This window comes from uncultured Paraglaciecola sp. (assembly GCF_963977085.1).
Classification (GTDB): domain Bacteria; phylum Pseudomonadota; class Gammaproteobacteria; order Enterobacterales; family Alteromonadaceae; genus Paraglaciecola.
The window spans coordinates 108607-132088 of sequence record NZ_CAXBNC010000015.1 but is presented as its reverse complement, the minus strand read 5'-3'; the positions used below and the strand labels follow the sequence as shown (position 1 = coordinate 132088).

The window sequence follows — 23482 nt, the reverse complement described above, 5'->3', positions numbered from 1 at the left end:
TCTAGCTTCTAGCTTCTAGCTTCTAGCTTCTAGCTTCTAGCTTCTAGCTTCTAGAGCATTAAGCACTAGTAAACGTAAGTAAACAAACACAATTAATAAAGAAGTGAGCAATGAGCAAAAACAAACAAATTTTACGTATAGGTGTGGGTGGTCCAGTGGGGTCAGGAAAAACTGCGTTATTACGGATGTTATGTCTTGAACTAAGAGATAAATATGACATGGCAGTGGTTACCAACGATATTTACACCCGCGAAGACGCCGAGTTTTTAACCCGCCATGGTGCGTTAGCAGCAGACCGAATTTTAGGTGTAGAAACCGGTGGCTGTCCGCATACAGCTATTCGCGAAGATGCCTCAATGAACTTAGCGGCCATCGATGACTTACAAGAACGCCACCCCAACTTAGATTTTGTATTAGTGGAAAGCGGCGGTGACAACCTAAGCGCCACTTTTAGCCCTGAATTATCAGACTTAACACTTTACGTGATTGATGTGTCTGCCGGTGATAAAATCCCTCGAAAAGGCGGGCCTGGTATTACTAAGTCTGACTTATTAATCATCAATAAGATCGATGTCGCTGATTTAGTTGGCGCATCATTAGAAGTAATGGATCGCGACGCGAAAAAAATGCGCGGTGACAAACCCTTTGTTTTCAGTAATATGAAAACTAAACAGGGCTTAGATGAGATCATCCAGTTTATAGAAAAAGAAGGCATGCTGCGGGTATAGCAACAGGCGTCATGAACACAATTGAAAATTAACTATTTAAGGAATCCCCATGAAATACCTACTCACTCTGGTATGTTTATTTGTTACTAGCAGCGCTATGGCACACGAAGATCATGCCCTTGGCGAAAATGTTCACTTTGCCTACCACATCGCTTTTTGGAGCTTATGTGCACTCGTCGCCTATAAAGGCTTTGTTTGGTTTAAAGCAAGAAATAAAGGTAAACAGCAGTAAGACTGAATAGAAGCATTCGCTGTCGCTTATTGGTTTCTCCCGCGGCGGCGTCTTGCTAATGGGCAAATACAAACATTGTAGGGCGAAGCCTGGTTTGTAATGGCTCCAGCCCAGCTTTATGCGGCAAAATTAAGTAACTTGTTATCCGGCCTTATTGTTAGACGTTCCAATGAGAGTATTAGACGTTCCAACGAGCGGTTGGAAACCACCGTAAGCCATCTTTCTAGCATCAAATCCAGAATTCGAAGAAGCAATCAAATCCACCATTCTTGGGTCAGCGGCGACCTTAGTATTTGCCAGCTCACGTGCCTCTCGAGATTCAAATACCACCCACCCAAACACGATAACATCACCTTCTGATGCGGCGACGAGATCAGTGAACGAGCGAGTTCCCTCCAATTTCAAGTCGTCACCAACATATTCCCGGTAATCGAGCGCGCCATGCTCCTTCCAAATCTCTGCAACCGTTTCAGCGAGTCGCCTATACTGGTTTAGGTGATCGCACGGAACGGGAAGAACGAATCCATCAATATAATGTGCCATATTTGCTCCGCTAGTGATAATTGAATTGTTTGTTATCTGTCATTGCGTAGGCATGCACAGATTAAGGTACATGAAACAATTTGGAGTCTCCATGGATGCAATAAGCTATTGAGCAGTTAGAAGTAAATTTAATAAATACAAAGGCGAATTTTTGTAATGAGCACGCACCAATCTTCATTACTCGTAACAGCGAAGCTCCAGTAGTTATGATGTCATTAGAAGACTATAACGCAATGCTAGAAACTACATATTTACTGAGAACTCCAGAAATTGCTAGAAACCTTATAAATCCGTTTCACTATTTATATACCAACGCTTGGCAACTACTCGGCTTGATTAGACAGTGGATAGGCGTGCAACGCGGTTGTCGCATCAATACTTTGAGCTAAATCGCTTACACCTAACCTGAGCCTGAAACAAACTGGCTGATTTAACTAGCCCTATTCTTGAATAGTGCCAGTGTTGGCTTAACCGATGAATGTCTAGTGCCCCTGCTATCAAAATGGATATTGAAGATGTAGGCTGCGATGAGATCGCATAAGAGAGCCTCTATATGTGTTTGCTGCAGGCGATTGCCTAACAGTCACAAAGACAGATGAAGTAAACGGCTTAGTTCAGAGGTTTGGATTGATCTTGCAAGAGTGGTCAAAAGATGACTAGTGCCTATTGACTAACCAGAGGCTCATATGTGTTATGTGATGGGCTATCAATCTGGCAGCCCATCGAACTTTGGCAATGCGCCTAATTCTTTATCCCAAACAGCTTTGCTAGATGTAAAAATGTGAGCTGTTGGTGATATAGAGACTTCCGTGTCCAAACACCCAGCGGGAATGACAAGAAGACCTGCGTTATGAGTGCTTGGCAATGCTGAACCGCAAACCTTACAAAAACTTTTTTTGTGGCGAGTACCTGCAAGCGTAAAGGTAGTTACAGAATCTGAACCTGCTAACCAGATTAATTTAGCTGACTGTGAAAATAAATTTGCCGCATGAGCAGAACCGCTATCCTTTTGGCAATGCTGGCAGTGACACAGGTAAAAGCTATCGAACTCTCCTTGCACTTCAAATTTCGCAGCACCACATAGACAAGAACCCAAATATTCAGTCATAAAATTCCCTTCTTCTATGGCTTGTAAGTGACGCACTCATAACAACTTAATAGAAGGCTTGAAGCCCGTTTAGATTTTTCATTACGCCTTCTATCGCGATTATGACTCAGCTCACATCAGCCCAGTTTATTAACCTATTCAATGCGTTAATAAAAATTCTATTTTTCAGAGAGGGTGAAAGCGAGCGACCCACTTATTTAGTCATTTGCAAAACGACTAACTACCTATCTCTGCATTCTTATACAGCCACATTCACAAGGAAATGAGTGATGAACTCGGCTTTTTTAACATACATTTCAGAGCTAATGACAACCAAAGGTTATGCGAAACGCACCATCAAATATTAACTTTATTAGATTAAATTTTTCATCCTTTACCATCATAAACGACATCCGAATGAAATAGGTGATAGCGAAGTGGGAGTCTTTCTTAGCTATTTGTAAAATGACCAGCATGTTGCATTAAAAACTCAAGCAACGACACTTAATGCACTTTGTTTTTTATACCGACATATTATAGTGCGACCACTGTCAAATGACATGCAATTTAATAAAGCAAGGGTGGCGCAAAAACTACCTTAGGCAAAGGGTTAGTCCCCTGTCAGGGCATAAAAATTTAAAGAGCCATTCCACCTATACAAACCACCACTCAATAATTTTATGATAAAAGCTAATACCAATTATCACATTGAATGGAAAGGTTAACCCCAACGAAGCCAGCATAGCTAAACCAATATCTGCATCATCTATACTGCTTTTTATCGCAGCAGGTGCCGCAATATACGAGGCGCTCGCTAACAAGCTAGCAAGAATCAGCGTTGACCCCATACCTAAATCCAACATATAACCCGCTGCAATTCCAAAAAAGGCCAACACGCTAGGCGCTAATAGTGCAAAAACTAACAACCGCCAGTGTTTAAAGGGGATAGGTTGTAACGTACCCGCTGCCACTAAGCCCATTTCTAATAAAAACAAAGCAAGTACCGCTTTAAATATTCCAGTAAATAACTCTGTGACTTCACTACCTGTTTGATAGCCATACATAAAACCAATAATCACGCCGCCCAAAAGTAAAATCACACCTCTGTTGGTGAATGACTCATGCCATAAATTACCCATGCGAGTAGATGAAACACCCGTTTGATAATGACGATACAACAACAAGCCCACCACAATGGCAGGCAGTTCTAATAACACTAAATACAAAGTCACCTCAGGAGCAACTGCGAGGTGGTTTGTTTCCACATAAGCCAATGCCACCGCAAAAGTACCGGCACTTACCGAGCCATAGTGGGCTGCAATACTGGCGCTGTCAGCTAGTGACAACTGCACAAGTTTTCTGAGTATCGGAAATAACAATAGCGGAATAATCCCCCCTAATATCCCCACCATGACAAGTTCTGGTACCAGTGCCCAACTCAACTTTCCATGTAGCGCCATACCTCCTTTGAGACCAATGGTTAACATCAACAGCAGGCTCATTGTGTCGTAGGTCGCTTTAGGCACTTTAAGGTCAGAACGAACAAGCCCAGCGATCAGGCCAAGCAGGAAAAACATGACAACAATGTCAGGCATAGCTTTCTCTTATTAGATATAAAATGAATGGCCCTAGAATAAGGGCATAACAAAAGGTTTCAACCACAAAATTGCTGGCGTTTTAATATACCTTATACACTTAAGAAGCACTGCCATCTAGTAAGTGATTCAATTCTATTAATTCTTTGTTAAATCTAGCTTTACGCCTAGACGCCCACACCCAAATACAAGGCAAGGCAATGGCATTGATTGCGCCAGAGAGCAACATTTTCTCCACAAGTTTTTCAGGGGGATAAACTTGAAAATAATACAATGTGCCATAAAAAACCATTAACAACAGCACCACACACCATACAGAATGCAAACTCAGATTTGCGATTTTAATGTTGTTTTGAATTTGTTTTTGTAACTGTTGAATATGTTGCTCTGTAGAGACATTTGACCAACCTAAAGAAAAACGCCGCAACCAAGTGATATAAAACACCATCACCACTGAAACAGACATCACAGCAAATATTAGCCCCAAGGTAAACTTATCTAGTTGCTCCGCTTTAACCCATAGAATAGCAAAAGGAATGCTCAGACTAAAAAAATCCAAAGCCACATAAAAACGCTGTTTTAATTTTACCTTGCGCCATTTTTTAGTGACCTCGCAGAGGTCTGCTTGTTCAACCTTTTGGTTATGCCATAGTTGGCTCAGTGAGTCTTGATGCTCAGACATACTAAATGCTCTCCATTAACACTTTTCTCGCTCTATTGAGTATCACCCCAGCGTTTGAGCTACTGATACCACAGACATCCGCAATTTCATCATAGCTAAGCCCTTCCATTGACATAGTCACGACTTGCCTAGTTTGAATGGGCATTTTTCTAATTTCTTTCAGCATGGTTTGAATCTGCTGCTGTTGAGCAAAGTGCACGTCAGAACTGGCCTGCTGACTTGGATGTGGAGTTTCTACTTCACAATAGCTGTCGTTGCGAGGCTGTTTGGCATGATAAGCAACATGGGTAATAGCTTTATTGTGGGCCACTCGTAGCACATAAGTTTTAACACTGCTGTCGCCTTTGAATTTTTCCATTGCTTGCCACACGGCCAAAGAAATTTCCTGCAACAACTCCTGACGCAAATGAAAATTAGCTTCATAGGTCGCAGCCACACGGCCTAATAAGGCAGCATGTTGTTGTAAAACGTCTTTAAAATTGCTGCTCAAGTGACCCAGTATTTCCTAATAACAACAGACAAAAATGTAGATTCAATAACCTAGTCTCTAACGCCATAAAAATATTACAAATATTCTTTATTATTTTTACTTAGCGCAAGACTATGAGATGAAAGGAAATCTATGACAGCAAAAATACTTACCTAATGTTGATGGCCAAACATATAAAATTGGCATAAAAGTAATCTTTAAACAACTAACTAAACAGGATTGATGACCTCGTTATTGATAAAACAAAAAGCGTAGGCAACCTTGATCACAGGTTTTATTTCCCTTTGCTAAAAGGCAGCGGTAGTTTCCCCATAGCGACCGCATTGCCTAACAAAACGATGGCAACCCCAATAAAGGCCTCTATGTGCCATTGATAACCTTCAAACAAAGTCGACAAAAGTAAAGCAACAATAGGGTAAACCAATACCACGTAGGCGGCTTTATCAGAGCCCATTTGTTTAACAAGTTGCATATAGCCACCAAAGGCCAAAACCGATCCAAATACCGACAAATAAAACATCGAATAGTAATAATTAGGATTGCGCGGCAACGTAAATTCAGCACCATTAAACATGGCGGCGGTGAAAATAAAGATAACGCCATAACTCATGGCCCAAAAGTTCATTTGGATCACAGGGGTACCATGATCAAGGATACGTTCAGAAATGACATTACCAAAAGAGGCAAAAAAGAATGAGCTAAAAGCCAAGCCTATCCCTAACAACAGATACTGATTAGCACTGACTTTTGAAAACTCAGGTAGAAAGATTAAACCTATGCCACACATACCTAAAGTTGCCCCGATCATAACTTCTTTGCGAATGGGTTTCTTTAATAAGACACGGCGCAATAATACGTTGATATACACCATACATGAGCTCATTAACGCCACTATCGCGCTAATAATATACTGCTGGCTTTGATATAAAAGCGTGTAATCAAGGGTATAAAGACATAAACCCACACCGGCCATTTTAATATGAATATGCCTAGGTAAACTTAACGATAACTTTTTGATTTTGCAGTAACTAAAAAGAATAGTCGCGGCGATAAAAAAACGATAAGCCACCGAAAGAGTAGGGTCGACTTCACCAAACTGATAGGTAATAGCCAGCCAAGTCGATCCCCAAATAAGCACCACAACAGAAAACAGAACGGGATTAGACAATATTTTATTACTCTTGGACAAAGGATATACTGATGCCAAGTTTACCCAGTAAATAAGAATAAGTGACTGCCAAATGAAAAAAATATTGCTGCCTGTTACCATCTTAGCCGTGATTTTAGTGGCTATTGTGTTTTATCGCGCCACAAGCGTATTTGAAAACAACCAATACCAAGTGACTCAATCTTTACTTCCTATCCCATTAGATGAAAGCGCTGCAATAGACAGGTTTAGTCGAGCGTTACAAATTCCTACGGTATCTTATGATGATACAAGCAAATTAGAGCCAGCAGCGTTTCAGGCATTTCACCAACATTTAAAGCAATCTTTTCCCTTGGTGCACCAAAAAGCCGAGCTCACTAAGTTCAAAAACTACAGTATGGTCTTTCATCTAAAAGGCCAAAACCCACAACTCAAACCGGCACTGTTTATGGGGCATATGGATGTTGTGCCCGTTGACGAACAGACCAAAGACCAATGGTTGCAACCACCCTTTAGCGGCAACGTGGTAGACGGCGTGATTTGGGGTAGAGGGGCAATTGACGACAAGGTCAGTGTACTGGCGCTAATGGAATCCCTTGAGTGGTACTTAAAACAAAATAACACGCCACAAAGAGATATCTATTTTTCCTTTGGTCACGATGAAGAAACCGGTGGTGAAGGAGCAATAGCCATAGCCAAATATTTTGCGGAGCAAAATATTCAGTTTGAATTTATCCTAGACGAAGGCGGCGTAATTAGCGACGGCATTATTCCCGGCCCAACTCAACCTATAGCTCTAGTCGGAGTGGCCGAAAAAGGCTTTGTAAACTTTAGACTTACAGTAAAAGGTGAAGGCGGGCATTCATCACAACCACCAGCGCATACTGCAGCAGGTATATTAGCAAGTGCCATTGTTAATGTAGAAAATAATCCATTTGATGCACGCCTCGAATTTTTTGATTTAATGTTCGATAACATTGGTTATTCAATGCCGTTATCACAACGATTACCTTTGGCTAACCTGTGGTTGTTTAAGCCTGTTGTTCTTAGCACATTACTAAAAAGCCCCAGCTCTGCAGCAAGCGCTCGCACCACCACAGCTGTCACCATGTTACAAGGCAGCACCAAATCTAATGTATTGCCCACTATTGCCACTGCTGTAGTGAATTTTAGAATTTTACCCGGTGACACTATTGCTAGCATTCAAGCTCATCTTGAACGAGTGATTGACGATCCCCGCGTGACACTTTCTACTGAACTCGCCAACGAAGCATCAGCAGTTTCACCTACCAATAACATTGGATTTAAGTTGATTGAAAGTTCAATTAGACGTTTGGATGACAATGTACTAGTTACGCCTTACTTAGTGATAGGCGCAACAGACTCAAGGCATTTTCAACATCTTTCAGACAATATTTATCGCTTTATGATGGTTTCACTCAATCCTGACTCACTCAAACAGTTCCATGGTTTAAATGAACAAATTGCGGTGCAGGATTACCTCAACGCCATTCAATTTTATTATGCGATGTTACAACAAACAGCCAGCGGTGAAACCACTGCTAATTAACCTTGGATTCTGGAAAAGAGTATTGCTAGGCAGAGCAACTTATTCTGAGTTCCGACTAGCGAGGAAAACCATCACACTTGTGGGCATGTGTACCCTCGTCATACCAAGCTGCTCGTTCAGCCCAAAAGATATTATCATTGGGTTGAATGTTCGGCTCAGCATCTAAACTACCTGCAGGCACAATTAAGACTTTGCCACTGGTAGTCACAAAAGGTAAACCAGAGCCACATTCAGTGCAAAATACCACGGTAAAATCTCGTTCGGGGTAGTTAAATTGTTTTTTATAGGTCGCGCCGGTCGTCCATTGAATGGCGTCGGGGCGCGTAAACAAGTTAGACGCATGAGCCGAACCGGTAATCTTTCGGCATTGCTGACAATGGCAAAAATAGAAACGATTAAAATCATTCTCAACTTCATAAGTGACCGCACCACACAGGCAACCACCACTAATTTTTTCGCTCATGTAATCTCCTAAACTAACTGACTTCAATAGAGTATTGCGCTTGGCCATTTTCACCCGAGGTAAAGCTCCCTGTTGAACCAATGAGCTTATCCTTAATAGTGCTTTGGAGCACCTCAAATTGACTCTTTGCCACTCCCGCAACAAAACGGCCAATATGCCTTAATATAAGACTGCCTGAGTCCCCATTTATAGTTACCTGAAGACTTTCAAACCCAACAAAATCTGCGCTACCATCACTTTGATAACTCAACAAATACTGTAATTCACTGGTACCAGTCAAGTCACCGCTATAATCAAGTTTGACGTTCGCTAAACTGCGTTTTAGACCATCATGTTCACTTTGAGTCGTCTCTTGCCAGTCTGTTATCTGAAATTGACCTGTTAATGTGTGCATAGTTATCTCTATTAGGTTTGCTCAAAAGCCTAGTCTAATGCATGATCAACAGTCAATATTGAACAAACACGACAAACAAGTCCTTTAATGCAAACTAGCGATAAAAAGATTTCCGGCGTTCTATACCCAACACCTAGCGCTGAAAAGTTTCAATTAAGGCGTTACTTGCCAACACCAGAACTCGCTCCTTTAGTTGAACAATTTTGGCTAGTGGATTGGGATCTGCGTGGCCAGCCAGCACACACTCAACAAAACTTGCCAGACCCGAATATGCATTTAGTCGTAAGCGACAAAGGTGCAAAAATACTGGGGCCTGTGAGCAAAAAGTACCGTTATACCATGCAAGGTCAAGGCAAAATTATTGGAGTTAAGTTTAATCTGGGTGTTTTGGCTAAAAGGCTACCTTGTCTAATAGACCAAGCAGTAGATAAAGAATTTGCAGTAACGCAGATTTTCGAATTGAACCCGCAGGCTTTAATTGAAAACACCTTAGATACGCGAAACGATAAAATCACTGTTACCTATTTAAGCCAAGCATTACAAAAATATGCCCATAAATTAGATCCCGCAACACATGCAGTGCAAACACTTGCTACACAAATAAAAACCAACCATGCCATCAACAGTGTTGAAATCCTCTCGCAACTATCCCACACCTCAGTACGCAGTCTACAACGCCTGTTTAAAACCTATGTGGGTTTATCACCTAAATGGCTGATCCGAAAATATCGTCTGCACCATGCGTTAGAGAGATTAGAAAATCAGCGACTTACATTGGCAGAGTTGGCCGTAAATTTGGACTATTCCGACCAATCACATTTAATTAGAGACTTTAATGAGTTTCTGAATATCACGCCCAAGCAATATGCCCTAGCAAAAACCTTGCTTAGCTAAATCAACTTATCTAATTGAGTGATAATCGTATAATTTGACTGGATTTGCGTGTTTTTAGGATTGAACCACACCGCTTTTAATCCTGCTTTTATTGCTTGCTGAACATCCCGCTCCAGTGAGTCGCCAACCATAGTAATACTCTCTGGGATCACATTTAACTTTTCCGTTATTGCCACATAATAATCAGCATCGGTTTTTCCCATACCAAGGTTTTCACGACAAAAAATACGTTGAATATAGTCACTTAACCCCGCTCTTTTTAGGGCTAAGCGAATTTGCATTTCTGTAGAATCTTCAGCATTGGTAGCTAAATGACATGGAGAAAAGCGGCTAAGTCGCTGCAAACATGCTTTGGCACCATCCACAGCCTGCACTGTAGGCCAATCACACATTGGTCCTGTTTGACCGGGAGTATCCACCATCAAGGTGTCACCCCAATCAAACAAGTAGTGTTGAGTCTTCACCATCTCAAACTAAGCGCGTACTTCACCATCACCCATCACGATAAACTTTTCAGTGGTAAGTGATTCTGCGCCCATAGGTCCATAGGCATGGAGTTTACTGGTGGAAATACCAATTTCAGCGCCTAACCCTAATTGACCGCCATCAGAAAAACGCGATGAAGCATTGGCCATCACTACCGCCGAATTGATGCGGCGAATGAAGGCTTGGGTTTTAGAATAATCTTGGCTAACAATGACTTCTGTATGTCCAGAGCTATATTCTTCAATATGTTCAATGGCTTGCTCAAAGTCGTCAACCACTCTCACTGCAATTTCCATCGCCAAATATTCTGCGTGCCAGTCGTCTTCTGTTGCAGGCTGTGCGCCTGCAAAATAACTGATACTGTTTTCACAAGCATGTACCACAGTATTATGCTCTGCCAACATTGCCGCAGCTTTAGGTAAAAATGACTCTGCAATGTCTTTATGTACCACTAGTGTTTCTAAAGAATTACACACACCTGTACGTTGCGTTTTACCATTTTTAAGTATGTTTAATGCTTTGTCTTGATCGGCAGCGCTATCAACATACAAGTGGCAAACACCTTTATAATGCTGTATCACTGGGATACGGCTGTTTTCTGACACAAAGCGAATTAAGCCTTCACCACCTCGAGGAATAATCAAATCGATAGACTCGTTGAGTGTCATTAACTCGTTCATCACAGCGCGATCAGGATCTGGCACCACCACCACAGCTGCAGGGTCTAACTGTTGTTTCGCCAAGGCAGTTTTTATACATTCGGCCAAGGCTAAGTTGGAATGTAAGGCTTCTTTACCACCACGCAACACCACTGCATTCCCAGCCTTTAGACATAAAGCGGCGGCATCAATAGTCACATTAGGGCGGGATTCATAAATCATCGCAATCACCCCTAAAGGGATACGCATTTTTCCTACTTGAATACCGCTAGGCATACGTTCAATTTTGGAAATTGAACCTACTGGATCAGACTGACCAGCAATTTCCATTACTGCATCTGCAATACCTTGAATTCGTTGTGGGTCTAAAGCCAAACGATCTAACATGGCGGCATCTAAAGCATTTTCTTTACCTGCCAATAAGTCTTTTTCGTTAGCCACTAAAATGTCCGCTGTGTTAGCGACTAATGCCTCAGCAATAGCGATTAACAGTTGATTTTTTTGCCCTGACGTCAAGCTGGCAATTTGACGCGCTGCTTTTTTAGCTTGTTGGGCAGCACTTGTAATAGAGAAACTCATTATGTTTGTCCCTTGTATAAATATTGAATAGATGTGCCTTAAAGCAACACTAAGTCATCACGATGTATTGCTACTCCACCAAAAGTGTAGCCCAAAGTGGCTTCGATTTTTTGGCTGTTTAAACCCTTTATTGCCGTTAAATCACTGCCACTATACAGCACTATTCCTTTGGCTATAGGTGTGTTTTTGTAGCTAACATTAACGGCCTCACCAGACATAAATTGACCACTAACCTTAATAATACCAGAGGGTAAAAGTGATGCGCCCTTTTCTAACAAAGCTTGTTTGGCACCTAGGTCAATTTCGATGCTACCTTTGGTTTTTAAGGTATGCCTTAACCAGTTATCTCGCGCATTATCTAGGGTTTTATTAGGCTTAAATAAGGTGCCCGGAGAATGTCCCATCGCCAAATCTGTAAATACACTTGGGTCTCGACCATTGACTATCAGCGTTTGAATCCCCGAATCCACACATTTTTGCGCCGCTTGGATTTTAGTTTTCATACCACCGGTACCCACATCACTGCCAGCACCACCGGCTAAAAGGTAAATGCGGTCATCAATAACGCTCACTTCAGGGATTAACTGAGCAGCAGGATTTTTTCTAGGATCAGCATCATACAAGCCCTTAATGTCTGAACAAATAATCAAGGTATCTGCTTCCGCTACCAGCGCAGTGTATGCTGCCAAATTATCATTATCGCCCACTTTTAATTCGTTGATGGCCACAGTGTCGTTTTCATTAACTATGGGTAACGCATTATTTTTTAATAATTCTCGCAAGGTATTTTTGATATTGACGTATCGGGTGCGATTATGTAAATCATCAGAGGTTAACAATATTTGCGCGCAATCAAAGTCAAATAGGCTTGCCCAGTTAGCCATCATTTGGGTTTGTCCAATCGCCGCCATGGCTTGCTTTTCTACAATCGAAGGATGATGTTTAAACGCAATTTTGCCCTTTCCAGCGGCAACACTGCCTGAAGAGACTAAAATCACTTCTTTTCCTTGTTTACGACTATCGCTAATAAATTGCGCGATAGGCCTTAGATACTCCTGACTACATTGATTATTATTAGGCGCAATTAAGCTGCTACCTACTTTAATCACTGCTCGTTTCCAATTGACTTTAAACATACTCTACCTCGAGAACTTATGGGATTAGAGTACGATAAAACCATAGAGAAACAAGCCATTGTAGTTATAAGCTATGATCTAAAAATTAATGGTTTAGGAATTGATTCATCCCAAAACAACCACTTTGAAAGATAAATGCGCATAAAACGGTCTTAATAGCGCTCAGTTATAGTGAGAATTTTCTTAAAATTTGTAATAAAATAGGGCGGCGGTCAAAAAAATTCTAAAAATTGCCCCGCAAATCACCATTTACGACAACCAGGGAATATAATGTTTAATAAACTCATCATCATAGCAGCGCTGTCGTTTACGACTATTGCCTCGGCAAATGCAGCAATTAATCAAACTAAAGGCGACTTTGAAGATAAATTTCGCCAATTAGACGAGTCACTTCCTACCCCCAATGTATACCGCAACGCAGCTGGTGAACCTGGGCATGCTTATTGGCAACAACAAGTAGATTACAAAATCAAAGCTAAGTTAGACGAAGCAAAACGTCGAATTACCGCTAGCCAAGACATCACTTATCACAATAATTCGCCAGATACCCTCAAGTATCTTTGGGTGCAGTTGGATCAAAATAAATTTCGAAATGATTCAATGTCTGCCATGACAACTACCTTTGGTGGCATTGGTAATCGTGGTCCAGCGACATCAGCAGCGTCTAGCAGTAAACCTGCACAGCTTAGTTTAGGCGCATTACGCCGCCAACAATTTACTGACGACAATGTGTTGGGTTACGACATTCAATCGGTTAAAGACAGTAGGGGCAATAGCCTAAAGCACACTATTGTAGGTACCAATATGCGTATCGATTTACCAGAACACCTTAAGCCTGGTAAAAAAGTGGAATTTTCAATCGATTATGCTTTCAACATAGTGGAAGAAGATGCGGTATCGGCACGTTCGGGCTACGAACATTTTCCTGATGACGATCGTGAAGGTGGCAATGATATATTCTTGTTAGCCCAATGGTTTCCACGTTTACATGCCTACACAGATTACGAAGCTTGGACCAATAAAGAATTTATTGGCCGTGGTGAGTTTACCTTAGAATTTGGTAACTACGATGTTGAATTGACAGTACCAGCTGATCATATTGTGAGCTCAACCGGTGCGTTGCAAAACCCCAAAAGCGTTTTGACCTCGACACAACGTAAACGCCTAAAAGAAGCAGAAACAGCTGATCGTATTGTATTTGTTGTGACTGAAGAAGAAGCTTTAGAAAACGAAAAAGAAGGCACCGAGAAATCCAAAACATGGAAATTCAGAGCTGAAAACGTCCGTGATTTTGCATGGGCTTCTTCTCGTAAATTTATGTGGGATGCCCGTGGTCATCAACAAGGTGGCAAAGATCAACCTCTGGTTATGGCGATGTCTTTTTACCCTAAAGAAGGCGGCGATTTATGGAAAAAATATTCCACTGAAGCCGTTATCCAAACATTAGAAGTGTATAGCCGGTTTTCTTTTGACTACCCTTATCCAGTAGCACAATCGGTCAACGGACCTGTAGGCGGTATGGAATACCCCATGATCACCTTCAATGGCCCGCGCACTGAATTACAAGACGACGGTAGCCGTACCTATTCACAAGCGGAAAAACGTTTCTTAATTGGCGTAGTTATTCACGAAGTGGGGCATATTTACTTTCCTATGGTGGTCAACTCTGATGAACGTCAATGGACTTGGATGGATGAAGGTCTGAATAGCTTTTTAGATGGTGTAGCAGGTCGCGAATGGGATCCAACTATTCCTTGGGGTGTAGAGCCTCGCGATATAGTGAGCTATATGAAGTCTTCGAATCAAGTGCCTATTATGACGCAATCAGATAGCGTATTACGTTTAGGACCGAATGCTTATGGCAAACCTGCCGTTGCATTAAATATTCTGCGCGAGACCTTATTAGGTCGTGAATTATTCGATTTTGCATTCAAAGAATACGCACAACGCTGGAAATACAAACGTCCTACACCAGCAGATTTTTTCCGTACTATGGAAGAAGCCTCAGGGGTTGATTTAGATTGGTTTTGGCGTGGTTGGTTTTACAGTACAGATCATGTGGATATTTCCATAGATAAAATTTCAAAGTTGCGTTTGGATACCAAAGATCCTGATATCGATTTTGACCGTTTACGCCAAGAAGAATTGGACAAACCCTTATCTTTAACTGATGAGCGTAATAAAGCCGAAGGCAAAAAATTATGGGTTGAGCGGTTCCCTGATATCACTGATTTCTACGACGAAAATGATAGATTTACTGTGACGAATAAAGAACGTAACGCCTATCAGAAGTTTTTAAAGAAATTAGACCCATGGGAAAAAACAGCCTTTGAACGCGCAGTAAAAGAAGATAAAAACTACTACGTGTTAGAGTTTTCAAACAAAGGTGGCTTGGTTATGCCAATCATCTTAGAGCTTACTTTTGCTGATGGTACCAAAGAGAATCAATATATTCCTGCGGAAATTTGGCGCCGCACGCCTAAAGCAGTCAATAAAATGATAATCACTGACAAGGATAAAGAGTTGGTTAGTGTCACTGTAGATCCACGTTGGGAAACCGCCGATGTAAATGTGGATAACAACCATTACCCACGTCAAATTATCCCGTCACGTATCGAAGCTTACAAATCCAAGAAAAGCACAAGAAAAGTGTCTCGAGATATCATGCAAGATATTAAAACCGAGCTAAAAACAGACGACGATGAAGATGACAAAGACAACAATGAATAAGGTTGTTCTTTGGGCAATAGGGACGCTGCTGTTTGCAGCGTTCTCTATTTCAGCACACCAGCAAAAAACCTCTTTTAGCACTGTTTTGTTTAATGCACGCACCGAAAACATCGAAGTCATGCATCGCTTTAGGGTGCACGATGCTGAACATGCCGTAAAAGAAATCTTTGGTAAAGATGCAGACATCATTGACTCAAAAGAGACCCAAGAGCAGTTTGGCGAGTATGTGAATAATCGTTTTAGTTTGTTTGATAGTGAGGAACAACCTCTGCCGTTAAAAATGGTAGGAGTTGAAATAGATGGCAAGTTTTTATGGGTATACCAAGAAACAACACAACCCACTCAAATAGACAATATGACAATCCGTCATAATGCCCTACGTGATCTTTGGCCTGAGCAAATCAACACTATTAACATTGAAGGTAAAGGCAAATTGCAAACATTAACTTTTGCCGATTCAGTTGAGCTGCTAACGCTCTCATTTGAACATTAGTCACCTTATAATAAAGCTGATCTGGATCAATATAGGCTAGTAATAACACACTAAAATTACCTCTGTTATCAAATTATTTAACAGAGGTTAATGATTATGTGGGATTTAATATTAAACGATCCAGTGGCTTGGGGTTCAATTCTTGGAATTGGAATGATTGTAGTAATGGCTGGGTATTATGCGTATTTGTTTATCCATAATACTAAAGAAAATCGTTAAACAATGAGCTTCCTTCTCCCCCCAGCAGTCATAATTTTAGATAAGTAGATAGGGCCATTAGTGCCCGCTTATCTGCTGCTTTATTTTAGGTATTTAACTAGCTTTAAAAGTCTGGGTTCATATTTGCCATACCTCTTCATAAACTATCAAATAGAGTTTAGCTTTTCTAAAATCCTAACGTCATGAAATGCTGTAGAAACTAAGTTTTTGTTGATGGACATAAACAGCATTTTTACCCATTAGAAACGTGAATTTGTGGGTTTTCAATAACCTCCAATAACGCCTCTTTTAAACAACAGTTTTTCCTAGAGTTAGAGAAACTTTATGATTTAGGTGAAATTACCCGCATGAACCACCAATATGGATTGAAGTTTAGTACCATTCGCTGACCGCAATCACATTGCAACCCTGCCTAATCGACAATCGCCGCAAATTTTTCAATGGCTGTTTTTGACGCTTCAGCTACTCACTTCGAGCATAGGTTCCGCTGAGTTAATAATTTCATTCTTTTTAAAGAACAAAAACAAAGCGTTAAACAATACCCATACACCAAGAGTCCATTCAAGCCAATCAGGTAACACATACAGTGCTAAAGTGCCCAGAATTACAGCGTACTTTAGCCACTCTAAATACATAGCTTTAGGACTGTTCTCTAAGACTAAACCTGCGGAGACACTGGCAAAAAAAACAAAGAGCACAATTAAAACTTGCTCAACTACAATAAGCACTTCGACATTCATCATCAGTAACAAACCAATGAGCACGATCAACAAATATTGCAATAGACTGTAGAGTTTATTAGATAACGACAGCTGAATATCGAATTTTTTAAACTGACTCAGGTCAACCCTACTGAGAGGATAATTTTGCTCAACATCAGCAGGTCGCCATCCAGTACGTTTAAACCAAATAAGAAGTTTGTCCTGCCAACGTTTTGTATGCCAACAGTCTTTAAATAATTGGCTGTATACATGCACGTTAGCCCATAGTGGATTCCAACTTTTTAAGGCCTTGCGAATACCATAAATGGGCTTGTCTTCGTCTAACTCCTCTTGGAATGAACCAAATAGGCGATCCCAAAGGATAAACACGCCACCATAGTTACGATCAATATAGATTTGATTTTGCGCGTGATGCACTCTATGGTTTGAAGGAGTAACAAATACCCACTCATACCAACCTAACTTGGGAATGTGCCGAGTATGCACCCAAAACTGGTAGATAAGATTTAAGGAGCCCACCGCAATTAATACTTTGGGTTCAAAACCCAATAACGCCATAGGTAAGTAAAAAATCCAACTGAAAAAGCTACTACTACTTTGCCGCAATGCTGTCGTTAAATTATATTCTTCACTTGAATGATGCACCACGTGAGCCGCCCACAAAATATTCATTTCGTGTCCCAGACGATGATTCCAGTAATAGAAAAAATCATACAACAAAAACGCACTCAGCCACATCCACCAAGTCGATGGCAGCTGAAACAAAGCCAACTGCTCATGGGCTAACACGTAAATAGTTAAAGGAAGTAACAACTTAATAATGCCAGTCATTCTGCTTAACACACCCGCAGTTAAACTATTAATACTGTCGTTAACACGGTAGTAATCTGTGCCTTTCACTTTTTCTAACAATAATTCGATTAAAATCAGCAGGAAAAAAAACGGCACCGCATATAAAATAATATTCAAATGGCTTCCACATGTCTTAAAATAAACGAGTGACCCATTCAGTCTAATTGTCTATTTGTGGTCAGTCCAGTTATGAATACAATTACATTTTTTTATAATGTTCACGTATCATTTAGGTAGATATTTGAGTAGGCTGAAGTGACTCTGTAAATAAAGGCATTTAGTTAATAGGAAAATCATGAACGAAGAATCGAAAAAATCGTTAGTTCCGCATTTCACTATAGGTGCAATTGTTTTAGCTATAATTTTGGCCGTGGTGCTTTGGCCCAGCGAACCAGAGCCTGAGCCTGTTGTTGTAGCGCCTGTCTCCCCAGTGATTGACCCCATAATTGAACCTGTTATCGAAGAGCAACCTGCTGAAGTTATTCCCGAACCAGTAGAGGAAACACTTGAACCTGAAATCATCCCAGAGCCTGAACCATTAGATATTAGCGATGGCACCGTAAAGACCAAATTATTGACCTTATCTGACTATGATGCATTTGCGCGTTTATTGATTGATGATGCACTACTAGAACGCTTTGTTATCATGACCAACACCTTAGCTGATGAAGGCATAGCGGCTAACAACAGGGTTTTAGTTAAGCCAGAGAAACCATTTCGCACCTATAGGCAAGCCGATAAAGAATGGATTGACCCTGCAAGTTTCAAACGTTATGCCCCTTACGTAGAAGTGTTTGAGTCTCTCGAGACAACGTCGTTATTGCAGTTGTATCAAGAATACAAACCGGCCATAGAAAAAATATTTTCTGAAATTGCCAGCCCATCCGACAATTTTGAAGAGAAGTTGAAAGAGGCAATAGATGTATTGTTAGATACCCCAGAAGTACCTTTTCCAGTCGAAGTGTACACAGACAGTGTAATGTACAAATTTAAGGATAGTCAGCTAGAGTCGTTAACCGCTCCTCAAAAACAATTGTTGCGTACTGGGCCAGAAAACATGCGCCGTATTAAAGCTAAATTACGTGAGATTAAAGAAACGCTTTAAATGACAACCTTCGATTTAGGTGCATTTCAACAACAAATCAGCTCACAAAATGCGGCGTTGCCGCCTATTGATAAATGGAGCCCTGACTTTTGTGGTGACATTGATATACAAATAAAACATGATGGTACATGGTTTTACATGGGTACGCCCATTGGCCGCAAACCCTTAGTGAAACTGTTTGCCAGTGTTTTAAAACGTGAAGATGATAGTTACTTTTTAGTTACTCCCGTAGAAAAGGTAGGTATTAAAGTCGAAGACGTCCCTTTTATCATTACTCAATGGCAAAAAGAAGACGGTAAGTTAGCACTAACAACCAATACAGATGATGTATTAATTGTCAGTTCAGACAATCCAATACAATTATTTGCAGACAAAAAAACCGCTGTATATCTACCTTATGCGTTAGTGCGTAGAAATCTATGGGCTCGCCTCCACCAGAATGTATTTTACCAACTAGCTGAAATGGGAGTAGAAAAAGAGTTAGAGGGCAAGCAACATTTAACGCTTAACAGTGGTGACTATTGCTTTAGCCTAGGAGAGTTATAACTCTTGCCTTTAAATTCTACCCCCCTTAATAATAAGTACCTTCAGGACAGCTATAAATAGCCACGGTGGTAATCAAATTGACAGATTGAGGCAGTATAGTTGTGAGGCTAGATGGCTTGATTTACACACATCAGTAAGTTGTTTATTGAATTTGAAACAAATGTATTATTGCAACGGTCTGGTATTGCGTTGCAATAACATAACTAAAAATGGAGGAACATCAGTGAAGAAACTTCTACCCATACTACTACTTACGATAAGCGCTAATGTAATGGCGGCGGATAACTTTGACGCTACTGCTGAAAAAATCAAATCAGCATTAAAAGCTGAAATCAGAACCCAAGCTGAAACCGACCGTGACAGAAACCGAAAACCTCTGCAAACTCTAGAATTTTTTGGCTTACGGGATGATATGAAAATTCTCGAACTCATTCCCGGTGGTGGTTGGTACACTAAAATTTTGGCGCCAGTTGTGAGCGAAAAAGGCCAGTATTATGCGGCAATCGGAACCGGTCGTATCAGTGATTTAATAAAAGAACCAGGGTTTGAAAAGATCAAAATTATTGGTGAAAATGTCAATATTAATCGTAAAAATGGCGAAAATTTTGTACCTTTTGAAGTAAATGGTTTGGATATGGTACTGACTTTTCGAAATTACCATAACTTTAAAGAGGAAGGCCGTCGTAATATGAACAAGTTGGCCTTTGAAGCGCTCAAACCAGGTGGAGTTTATGCAGTAGTAGACCATACCGCACGCCATATGGAAGAACCAAACTCAGCGAATCGCCGCCGTGTTGATCCGGTTTTGGCAATCAAAGAAATTCAAGAAGCAGGCTTTGAGTTTGTTGATTATTCCGATATCCATTACCGCGCAGACGATGAGTTACGTTACGAAGTAGGCGTTAAATCTGTCACAGGCAATACAGACCGCTGGACTATTAAGTTTCGTAAACCCAATTAAAACTAATCAAAATAAAAAAGGTCGCTATATTAGCGGCCTTTTTTGATCAGATAACGATAGGGTGAGGTGACGCTTTGAGAATCCAGCAATTCATGCTCCATAAAGCGACAAAAGCTGGGGATATCTCGAGTAGTAGAGTGGTCGTCGGCTATCACTGTGACAGTTTCACCGACTTGCATTTCGCGAATTTTTAAGCGCACCATCATTACCGGCTCTGGGCAGCGCAATCCAATCGCATCCAATTGATAATTAGCTGACTCAAATGGGCAAGGCAGACTCACTCTAGATCCCGTAGTCCAAACGATATTGTTTGATATTAGCTAAATGCTCAGCCATATCGGCTTTGTCACTCAAGTAATCCACCAAATCGGCCAAACTAACGATAGACACCACTTCGGTATCAAAGTCACGCTCAACTTCTTGAATAGCCGACAATTCACCTTGGCCTTTTTCCTGCCTATCAAGGGCAATCAAAACACCAGCAAGTTGAGCATTATTGGCAGCAATCAATTGCATTGATTCACGAATAGCCGTTCCAGCGGTAATGACGTCATCCACCAGCATGATTTTACCTTTTAAGGGACTACCAACAAGATTGCCCCCTTCACCATGGGTTTTCGCTTCTTTGCGGTTAAAACAATATGGCTTATCTACATTATGTTTGTCAGCTAAGGCGACAGCCGTGGTTGTTGCTATAGGGATCCCTTTGTAAGCGGGTCCAAACAACACATCGTAATCAATACCGGATGCTTGCAAAGTTTGCGCATAAAACTGGCCAAGCTTGGCTAAGTCACCACCAGTATTAAATAACCCTGCATTAAAAAAGTAGGGACTCACTCGACCAGACTTAAGCGTAAACTGTCCAAATTTTAAAACATTACGAGCGAGTGCAAATTCAATAAAATTGCGCTGATAATCTTGCATTATATGGTCCTAATTCAAAGCCAATTTTTGCTCATCAAATAATTCACGAATACCATTTTTGGCCAGTTCCAACATTTCATTTAGCTCTTCTAAATCAAAGGGTTCGCCTTCTGCAGTGCCTTGTACTTCGATGAATTTGCCAGTGTCGGTCATGACAACGTTCATGTCAGTTTCAGCATCCGAATCTTCAAGGTATTCCAAGTCAGCAATCGCTACCCCTTTGTAAACTCCTACAGACAAAGCAGCAATCATGTGTTTGATTGGATTCGCTTTTAAAATACCTTTAGCGCGCATCCAAGTTAACGCGTCTGCGAGTGCTACGCAGGCCCCTGTAATAGAAGCGGTACGTGTACCACCATCAGCTTGAATAACATCACAATCAACAACAATGGTATTTTCACCCAATAATTTTAGATCTACTGCGGCGCGCAATGAACGTGCGATTAAACGCTGAATTTCTAAAGTACGCCCACCTTGTTTACCACGCGCGGCTTCGCGATCTGAACGAGTATGTGTAGCTCTTGGCAACATACTATATTCTGCGGTTACCCAACCTTTACCTTGGCCTTTCATAAAACGTGGCACACCTTCGGTCACTGAGGCATTACACAATACCTTAGTGTTGCCAAACTCAATCAGCACTGAGCCTTCTGCATGGCAGGTAAAATTGCGAGTAATAGTAACGGGGCGAATTTGACTGGCGGTTCTTCCACTTGGACGCATGTTGCTCTCCTAAATAATAGTGCGCGGAATTATAAAGACTTCCAAGTAAATTTTCTTGCGTTTTAAGCCTTTCTAAAACAATTAATCACTTTACACACTCGCCCCAAGTCACAACAGGGGTATAATACCCAGAACTAAGACCTAGGAAGAATTCAATGATTTACAGTATGACAGCTTTTGCCCGCCGTGAACTTAAAGCCAATTGGGGCACAGCCGTGTGGGAAATGCGTTCCGTTAACCAACGATTTCTAGAAACCTATTTCCGTCTTCCCGAACAATTTAAAAGTATGGAACCTGTGTTGCGGGAACGTTTTCGTAAACAGTTACAACGTGGCAAAGTTGAATGTTCATTACGTTTTGTCGCTAACGATGCTGCGGTAGGTAAACTCAACCTAAACGAAGATCTTGCTAAACAAGTTATGCACGCTGCAGATTGGGTGCAATCACACGGCCAATCTGCCGGTGTAAACCCCTTAGATGTATTACGCTGGCCTGGGGTTATTTCAGCCGAAGAAGCTGACATGGATGGCATTCAAGCCGATGTACTGGCTGAATTTGACCTAACCCTCAAAGATTTTATCGCAGCCCGAGCCACAGAAGGCAGCAACCTCAAGGTCATGATTGAACAACGTTTAGACGGCATTAACCTTGAAGTTGAGAAAGTCACAGCTCACATGCCAGACGTAATCAAATGGCAACGAGAAAAAATCCAAACTCGCTTCGAAGAAGCCAAAATTGATTTAGACCCAACCCGGGTTGAACAAGAAATGGTGATGCTGGCACAAAAAGTCGACGTAGCCGAAGAACTAGACCGCTTATTATCCCACATTGGCGAAACCCGAAAAATCCTCAAAAAGGGCGGCGCAGTTGGCCGCAGACTCGATTTTATGATGCAAGAGTTTAACCGCGAATCGAATACCTTAGGATCTAAATCTATCAACACCGATATCACCCAATCAGCTGTAGAGCTTAAAGTGTTAATTGAGCAAATGCGTGAGCAAATTGCGAATATTGAGTAGTTAAAATATAACTAATTGAGAATAGTAATACCTTGGCCTAAATAAAATCGGGTACTAATTCACAATTAGCACCCGATAGAGTTAAACAATAGCTGATAGTAAATTTTCAGCTTCAGTCATGCTAGTTAGTTTTACTTTGATAGCGGCTTTATCCCTTTCTAAGCCTTTTGAGGGATAGGTGTTACTGTGGCGACCTTTTCCTTCTGGATATTGTACAACAGTAAAATTATTACACTTATTCAAATACTGTGCTGGCAGCCAAATACTTGCATGAGATCCAGTATCTCTAGTTTCATAGTTTGTTTCGACTACTACATCATTATTTGAATTCAGTGCCCATGCACTAACCTTTTTTACAGCGCGAACCGGGTGACCTAACTTTTCAATCAACTTCTTTTCAATTTGACGATTTAACATGAGTATTTCCTTTTATTTTAACTATTAAAAAAATATTGCGGTCTTTCCCGCCGTCGACCACTCGCCTAGTGAAATCCTGTTTGACC

The 23482-nt window shown here is 41.1% G+C and carries 28 protein-coding genes; 12 read left to right on the top strand and 16 right to left on the bottom strand.

Annotated elements, in window-relative coordinates; all coding sequences use genetic code 11:
* Window positions 1–110: 110 nt before the first annotated feature.
* Window positions 111–728 carry an urease accessory protein UreG gene (gene ureG / locus AAC000_RS16605; RefSeq protein ID WP_339724187.1) on the top strand — a complete coding sequence of 206 codons (618 nt, stop codon included), beginning with the start codon at window positions 111–113 and terminating at the stop codon, window positions 726–728.
* Between the two features lie 49 nt (window positions 729–777).
* Window positions 778–960, top strand: a complete 183-nt coding sequence (locus AAC000_RS16600) for a hypothetical protein (RefSeq protein WP_339724185.1) — start codon at window positions 778–780, stop codon at window positions 958–960.
* Window positions 961–1101: 141 nt separating this feature from the next.
* On the opposite strand, the gene AAC000_RS16595 is transcribed toward AAC000_RS16600, so the two are convergent.
* Window positions 1102–1503 (bottom strand): DUF1428 domain-containing protein, encoded by a 402-nt coding sequence (locus tag AAC000_RS16595; RefSeq protein WP_339724183.1) that lies wholly within the window; start codon window positions 1501–1503, stop codon window positions 1102–1104.
* A 206-nt stretch (window positions 1504–1709) separates the two neighbouring features.
* On the opposite strand from AAC000_RS16595, the gene AAC000_RS16590 reads away from it, so the two are divergent.
* Window positions 1710–1892 carry a hypothetical protein gene (locus tag AAC000_RS16590; protein WP_339724181.1) on the top strand — a complete coding sequence of 61 codons (183 nt, stop codon included), beginning with the start codon at window positions 1710–1712 and terminating at the stop codon, window positions 1890–1892.
* A 317-nt stretch (window positions 1893–2209) separates the two neighbouring features.
* Here AAC000_RS16590 and AAC000_RS16585 read toward each other — a convergent pair whose 3' ends face one another.
* The 5 genes from AAC000_RS16585 to AAC000_RS16565 form a co-directional block, all read right to left on the bottom strand.
* The gene (locus AAC000_RS16585) at window positions 2210–2611 is read right to left on the bottom strand and encodes a GFA family protein (RefSeq protein ID WP_339724180.1); all 402 of its coding nucleotides are present in this window, start codon (window positions 2609–2611) and stop codon (window positions 2210–2212) included.
* A 632-nt stretch (window positions 2612–3243) separates the two neighbouring features.
* Window positions 3244–4185, bottom strand: a complete 942-nt coding sequence (locus tag AAC000_RS16580) for a sodium-dependent bicarbonate transport family permease (RefSeq protein ID WP_339724179.1) — start codon at window positions 4183–4185, stop codon at window positions 3244–3246.
* Between the two features lie 100 nt (window positions 4186–4285).
* Window positions 4286–4867 carry a hypothetical protein gene (locus AAC000_RS16575; protein WP_339724177.1) on the bottom strand — a complete coding sequence of 194 codons (582 nt, stop codon included), beginning with the start codon at window positions 4865–4867 and terminating at the stop codon, window positions 4286–4288.
* Window position 4868: 1 nt separating this feature from the next.
* Window positions 4869–5357, bottom strand: a complete 489-nt coding sequence (locus tag AAC000_RS16570; protein WP_339724175.1) for a sigma-70 family RNA polymerase sigma factor — start codon at window positions 5355–5357, stop codon at window positions 4869–4871.
* A gap of 274 nt (window positions 5358–5631) precedes the next feature.
* Window positions 5632–6525 (bottom strand): DMT family transporter, encoded by an 894-nt coding sequence (locus AAC000_RS16565; protein WP_339724173.1) that lies wholly within the window; start codon window positions 6523–6525, stop codon window positions 5632–5634.
* Window positions 6526–6598: 73 nt separating this feature from the next.
* Between AAC000_RS16565 and AAC000_RS16560 the strand changes: the two genes are divergently transcribed.
* Window positions 6599–8074 (top strand): M20 family peptidase, encoded by a 1476-nt coding sequence (locus AAC000_RS16560; protein WP_339724172.1) that lies wholly within the window; start codon window positions 6599–6601, stop codon window positions 8072–8074.
* 55 nt (window positions 8075–8129) lie between these two features.
* Here the strand turns inward: AAC000_RS16560 and AAC000_RS16555 are convergent, their stop codons facing one another.
* Complete coding sequence (locus AAC000_RS16555) at window positions 8130–8537, bottom strand: GFA family protein (protein ID WP_339724170.1); 408 nt, start codon at window positions 8535–8537, stop codon at window positions 8130–8132.
* A 13-nt stretch (window positions 8538–8550) separates the two neighbouring features.
* Entirely contained in the window at window positions 8551–8931 is a 381-nt protein-coding gene (locus AAC000_RS16550) for a DUF3224 domain-containing protein (protein ID WP_339724169.1), read from the bottom strand.
* Between the two features lie 87 nt (window positions 8932–9018).
* Between AAC000_RS16550 and AAC000_RS16545 the strand changes: the two genes are divergently transcribed.
* On the top strand, window positions 9019–9825 hold the full coding sequence (locus AAC000_RS16545; RefSeq protein ID WP_339724167.1) for a helix-turn-helix transcriptional regulator: 807 nt from the start codon (window positions 9019–9021) through the stop codon (window positions 9823–9825).
* Here the strand turns inward: AAC000_RS16545 and AAC000_RS16540 are convergent.
* The 3 genes from AAC000_RS16540 to proB are packed head-to-tail and all read right to left on the bottom strand — an operon-like array spanning window position 9822 to window position 12685.
* Window positions 9822–10271 (bottom strand): HAD family hydrolase, encoded by a 450-nt coding sequence (locus tag AAC000_RS16540; RefSeq protein WP_339724166.1) that lies wholly within the window; start codon window positions 10269–10271, stop codon window positions 9822–9824. The two genes, AAC000_RS16545 and AAC000_RS16540, sit on opposite strands and share 4 nt — an antisense overlap.
* A gap of 27 nt (window positions 10272–10298) precedes the next feature.
* Window positions 10299–11549: a glutamate-5-semialdehyde dehydrogenase gene (locus AAC000_RS16535; protein WP_339724164.1), complete on the bottom strand. Its 1251-nt coding sequence runs from the start codon at window positions 11547–11549 to the stop codon at window positions 10299–10301.
* A 38-nt stretch (window positions 11550–11587) separates the two neighbouring features.
* Entirely contained in the window at window positions 11588–12685 is a 1098-nt protein-coding gene (gene proB / locus AAC000_RS16530) for a glutamate 5-kinase (RefSeq protein ID WP_339724162.1), read from the bottom strand.
* Between the two features lie 270 nt (window positions 12686–12955).
* Between proB and AAC000_RS16525 the strand changes: the two genes are divergently transcribed.
* The 3 genes from AAC000_RS16525 (at window position 12956) to AAC000_RS16515 (ending at window position 16127) form a co-directional block, all read left to right on the top strand.
* Window positions 12956–15415 carry a M1 family metallopeptidase gene (locus AAC000_RS16525; protein ID WP_339724159.1) on the top strand — a complete coding sequence of 820 codons (2460 nt, stop codon included), beginning with the start codon at window positions 12956–12958 and terminating at the stop codon, window positions 15413–15415.
* Window positions 15408–15908, top strand: coding sequence for a DUF6702 family protein (locus AAC000_RS16520; protein ID WP_339724157.1), 501 nt, complete (start codon window positions 15408–15410; stop codon window positions 15906–15908). Before AAC000_RS16525 ends, AAC000_RS16520 begins: the two co-directional genes overlap by 8 nt.
* 96 nt (window positions 15909–16004) lie before the next feature.
* Window positions 16005–16127 carry a DUF3149 domain-containing protein gene (locus AAC000_RS16515; RefSeq protein ID WP_339724155.1) on the top strand — a complete coding sequence of 41 codons (123 nt, stop codon included), beginning with the start codon at window positions 16005–16007 and terminating at the stop codon, window positions 16125–16127.
* 458 nt (window positions 16128–16585) lie between these two features.
* Here AAC000_RS16515 and AAC000_RS16510 read toward each other — a convergent pair whose 3' ends face one another.
* On the bottom strand, window positions 16586–17818 hold the full coding sequence (locus AAC000_RS16510) for a sterol desaturase family protein (protein ID WP_339724153.1): 1233 nt from the start codon (window positions 17816–17818) through the stop codon (window positions 16586–16588).
* Window positions 17819–17996: 178 nt separating this feature from the next.
* Between AAC000_RS16510 and AAC000_RS16505 the strand changes: the two genes are divergently transcribed.
* The 3 genes from AAC000_RS16505 (at window position 17997) to AAC000_RS16495 (ending at window position 20313) form a co-directional block, all read left to right on the top strand.
* Window positions 17997–18806, top strand: coding sequence for a DUF3014 domain-containing protein (locus AAC000_RS16505; protein WP_339724151.1), 810 nt, complete (start codon window positions 17997–17999; stop codon window positions 18804–18806).
* Window positions 18807–19352 carry a DUF1285 domain-containing protein gene (locus AAC000_RS16500; protein WP_339724149.1) on the top strand — a complete coding sequence of 182 codons (546 nt, stop codon included), beginning with the start codon at window positions 18807–18809 and terminating at the stop codon, window positions 19350–19352. It begins immediately after the preceding gene.
* 271 nt (window positions 19353–19623) lie between these two features.
* The gene (locus AAC000_RS16495; protein WP_339724195.1) at window positions 19624–20313 is read left to right on the top strand and encodes a methyltransferase; all 690 of its coding nucleotides are present in this window, start codon (window positions 19624–19626) and stop codon (window positions 20311–20313) included.
* Between the two features lie 29 nt (window positions 20314–20342).
* Here AAC000_RS16495 and tusA read toward each other — a convergent pair whose 3' ends face one another.
* The 3 genes from tusA to rph are packed head-to-tail and all read right to left on the bottom strand — an operon-like array spanning window position 20343 to window position 21960.
* On the bottom strand, window positions 20343–20594 hold the full coding sequence (tusA, locus tag AAC000_RS16490) for a sulfurtransferase TusA (RefSeq protein ID WP_339724147.1): 252 nt from the start codon (window positions 20592–20594) through the stop codon (window positions 20343–20345).
* A 1-nt stretch (window position 20595) separates the two neighbouring features.
* A complete protein-coding gene (pyrE, locus tag AAC000_RS16485; RefSeq protein WP_339724145.1) occupies window positions 20596–21237 on the bottom strand; it encodes an orotate phosphoribosyltransferase in 642 nt (213 codons plus the stop codon).
* A 9-nt stretch (window positions 21238–21246) separates the two neighbouring features.
* Window positions 21247–21960, bottom strand: a complete 714-nt coding sequence (gene rph, locus AAC000_RS16480; protein ID WP_339724143.1) for a ribonuclease PH — start codon at window positions 21958–21960, stop codon at window positions 21247–21249.
* 155 nt (window positions 21961–22115) lie between these two features.
* On the opposite strand from rph, the gene AAC000_RS16475 reads away from it, so the two are divergent.
* A complete protein-coding gene (locus AAC000_RS16475; protein WP_339724141.1) occupies window positions 22116–22979 on the top strand; it encodes a YicC/YloC family endoribonuclease in 864 nt (287 codons plus the stop codon).
* Between the two features lie 81 nt (window positions 22980–23060).
* Here the strand turns inward: AAC000_RS16475 and AAC000_RS16470 are convergent, their stop codons facing one another.
* Window positions 23061–23396, bottom strand: a complete 336-nt coding sequence (locus AAC000_RS16470) for a hypothetical protein (protein WP_339724139.1) — start codon at window positions 23394–23396, stop codon at window positions 23061–23063.
* Between the last annotated feature and the right edge of the window lie 86 nt (window positions 23397–23482).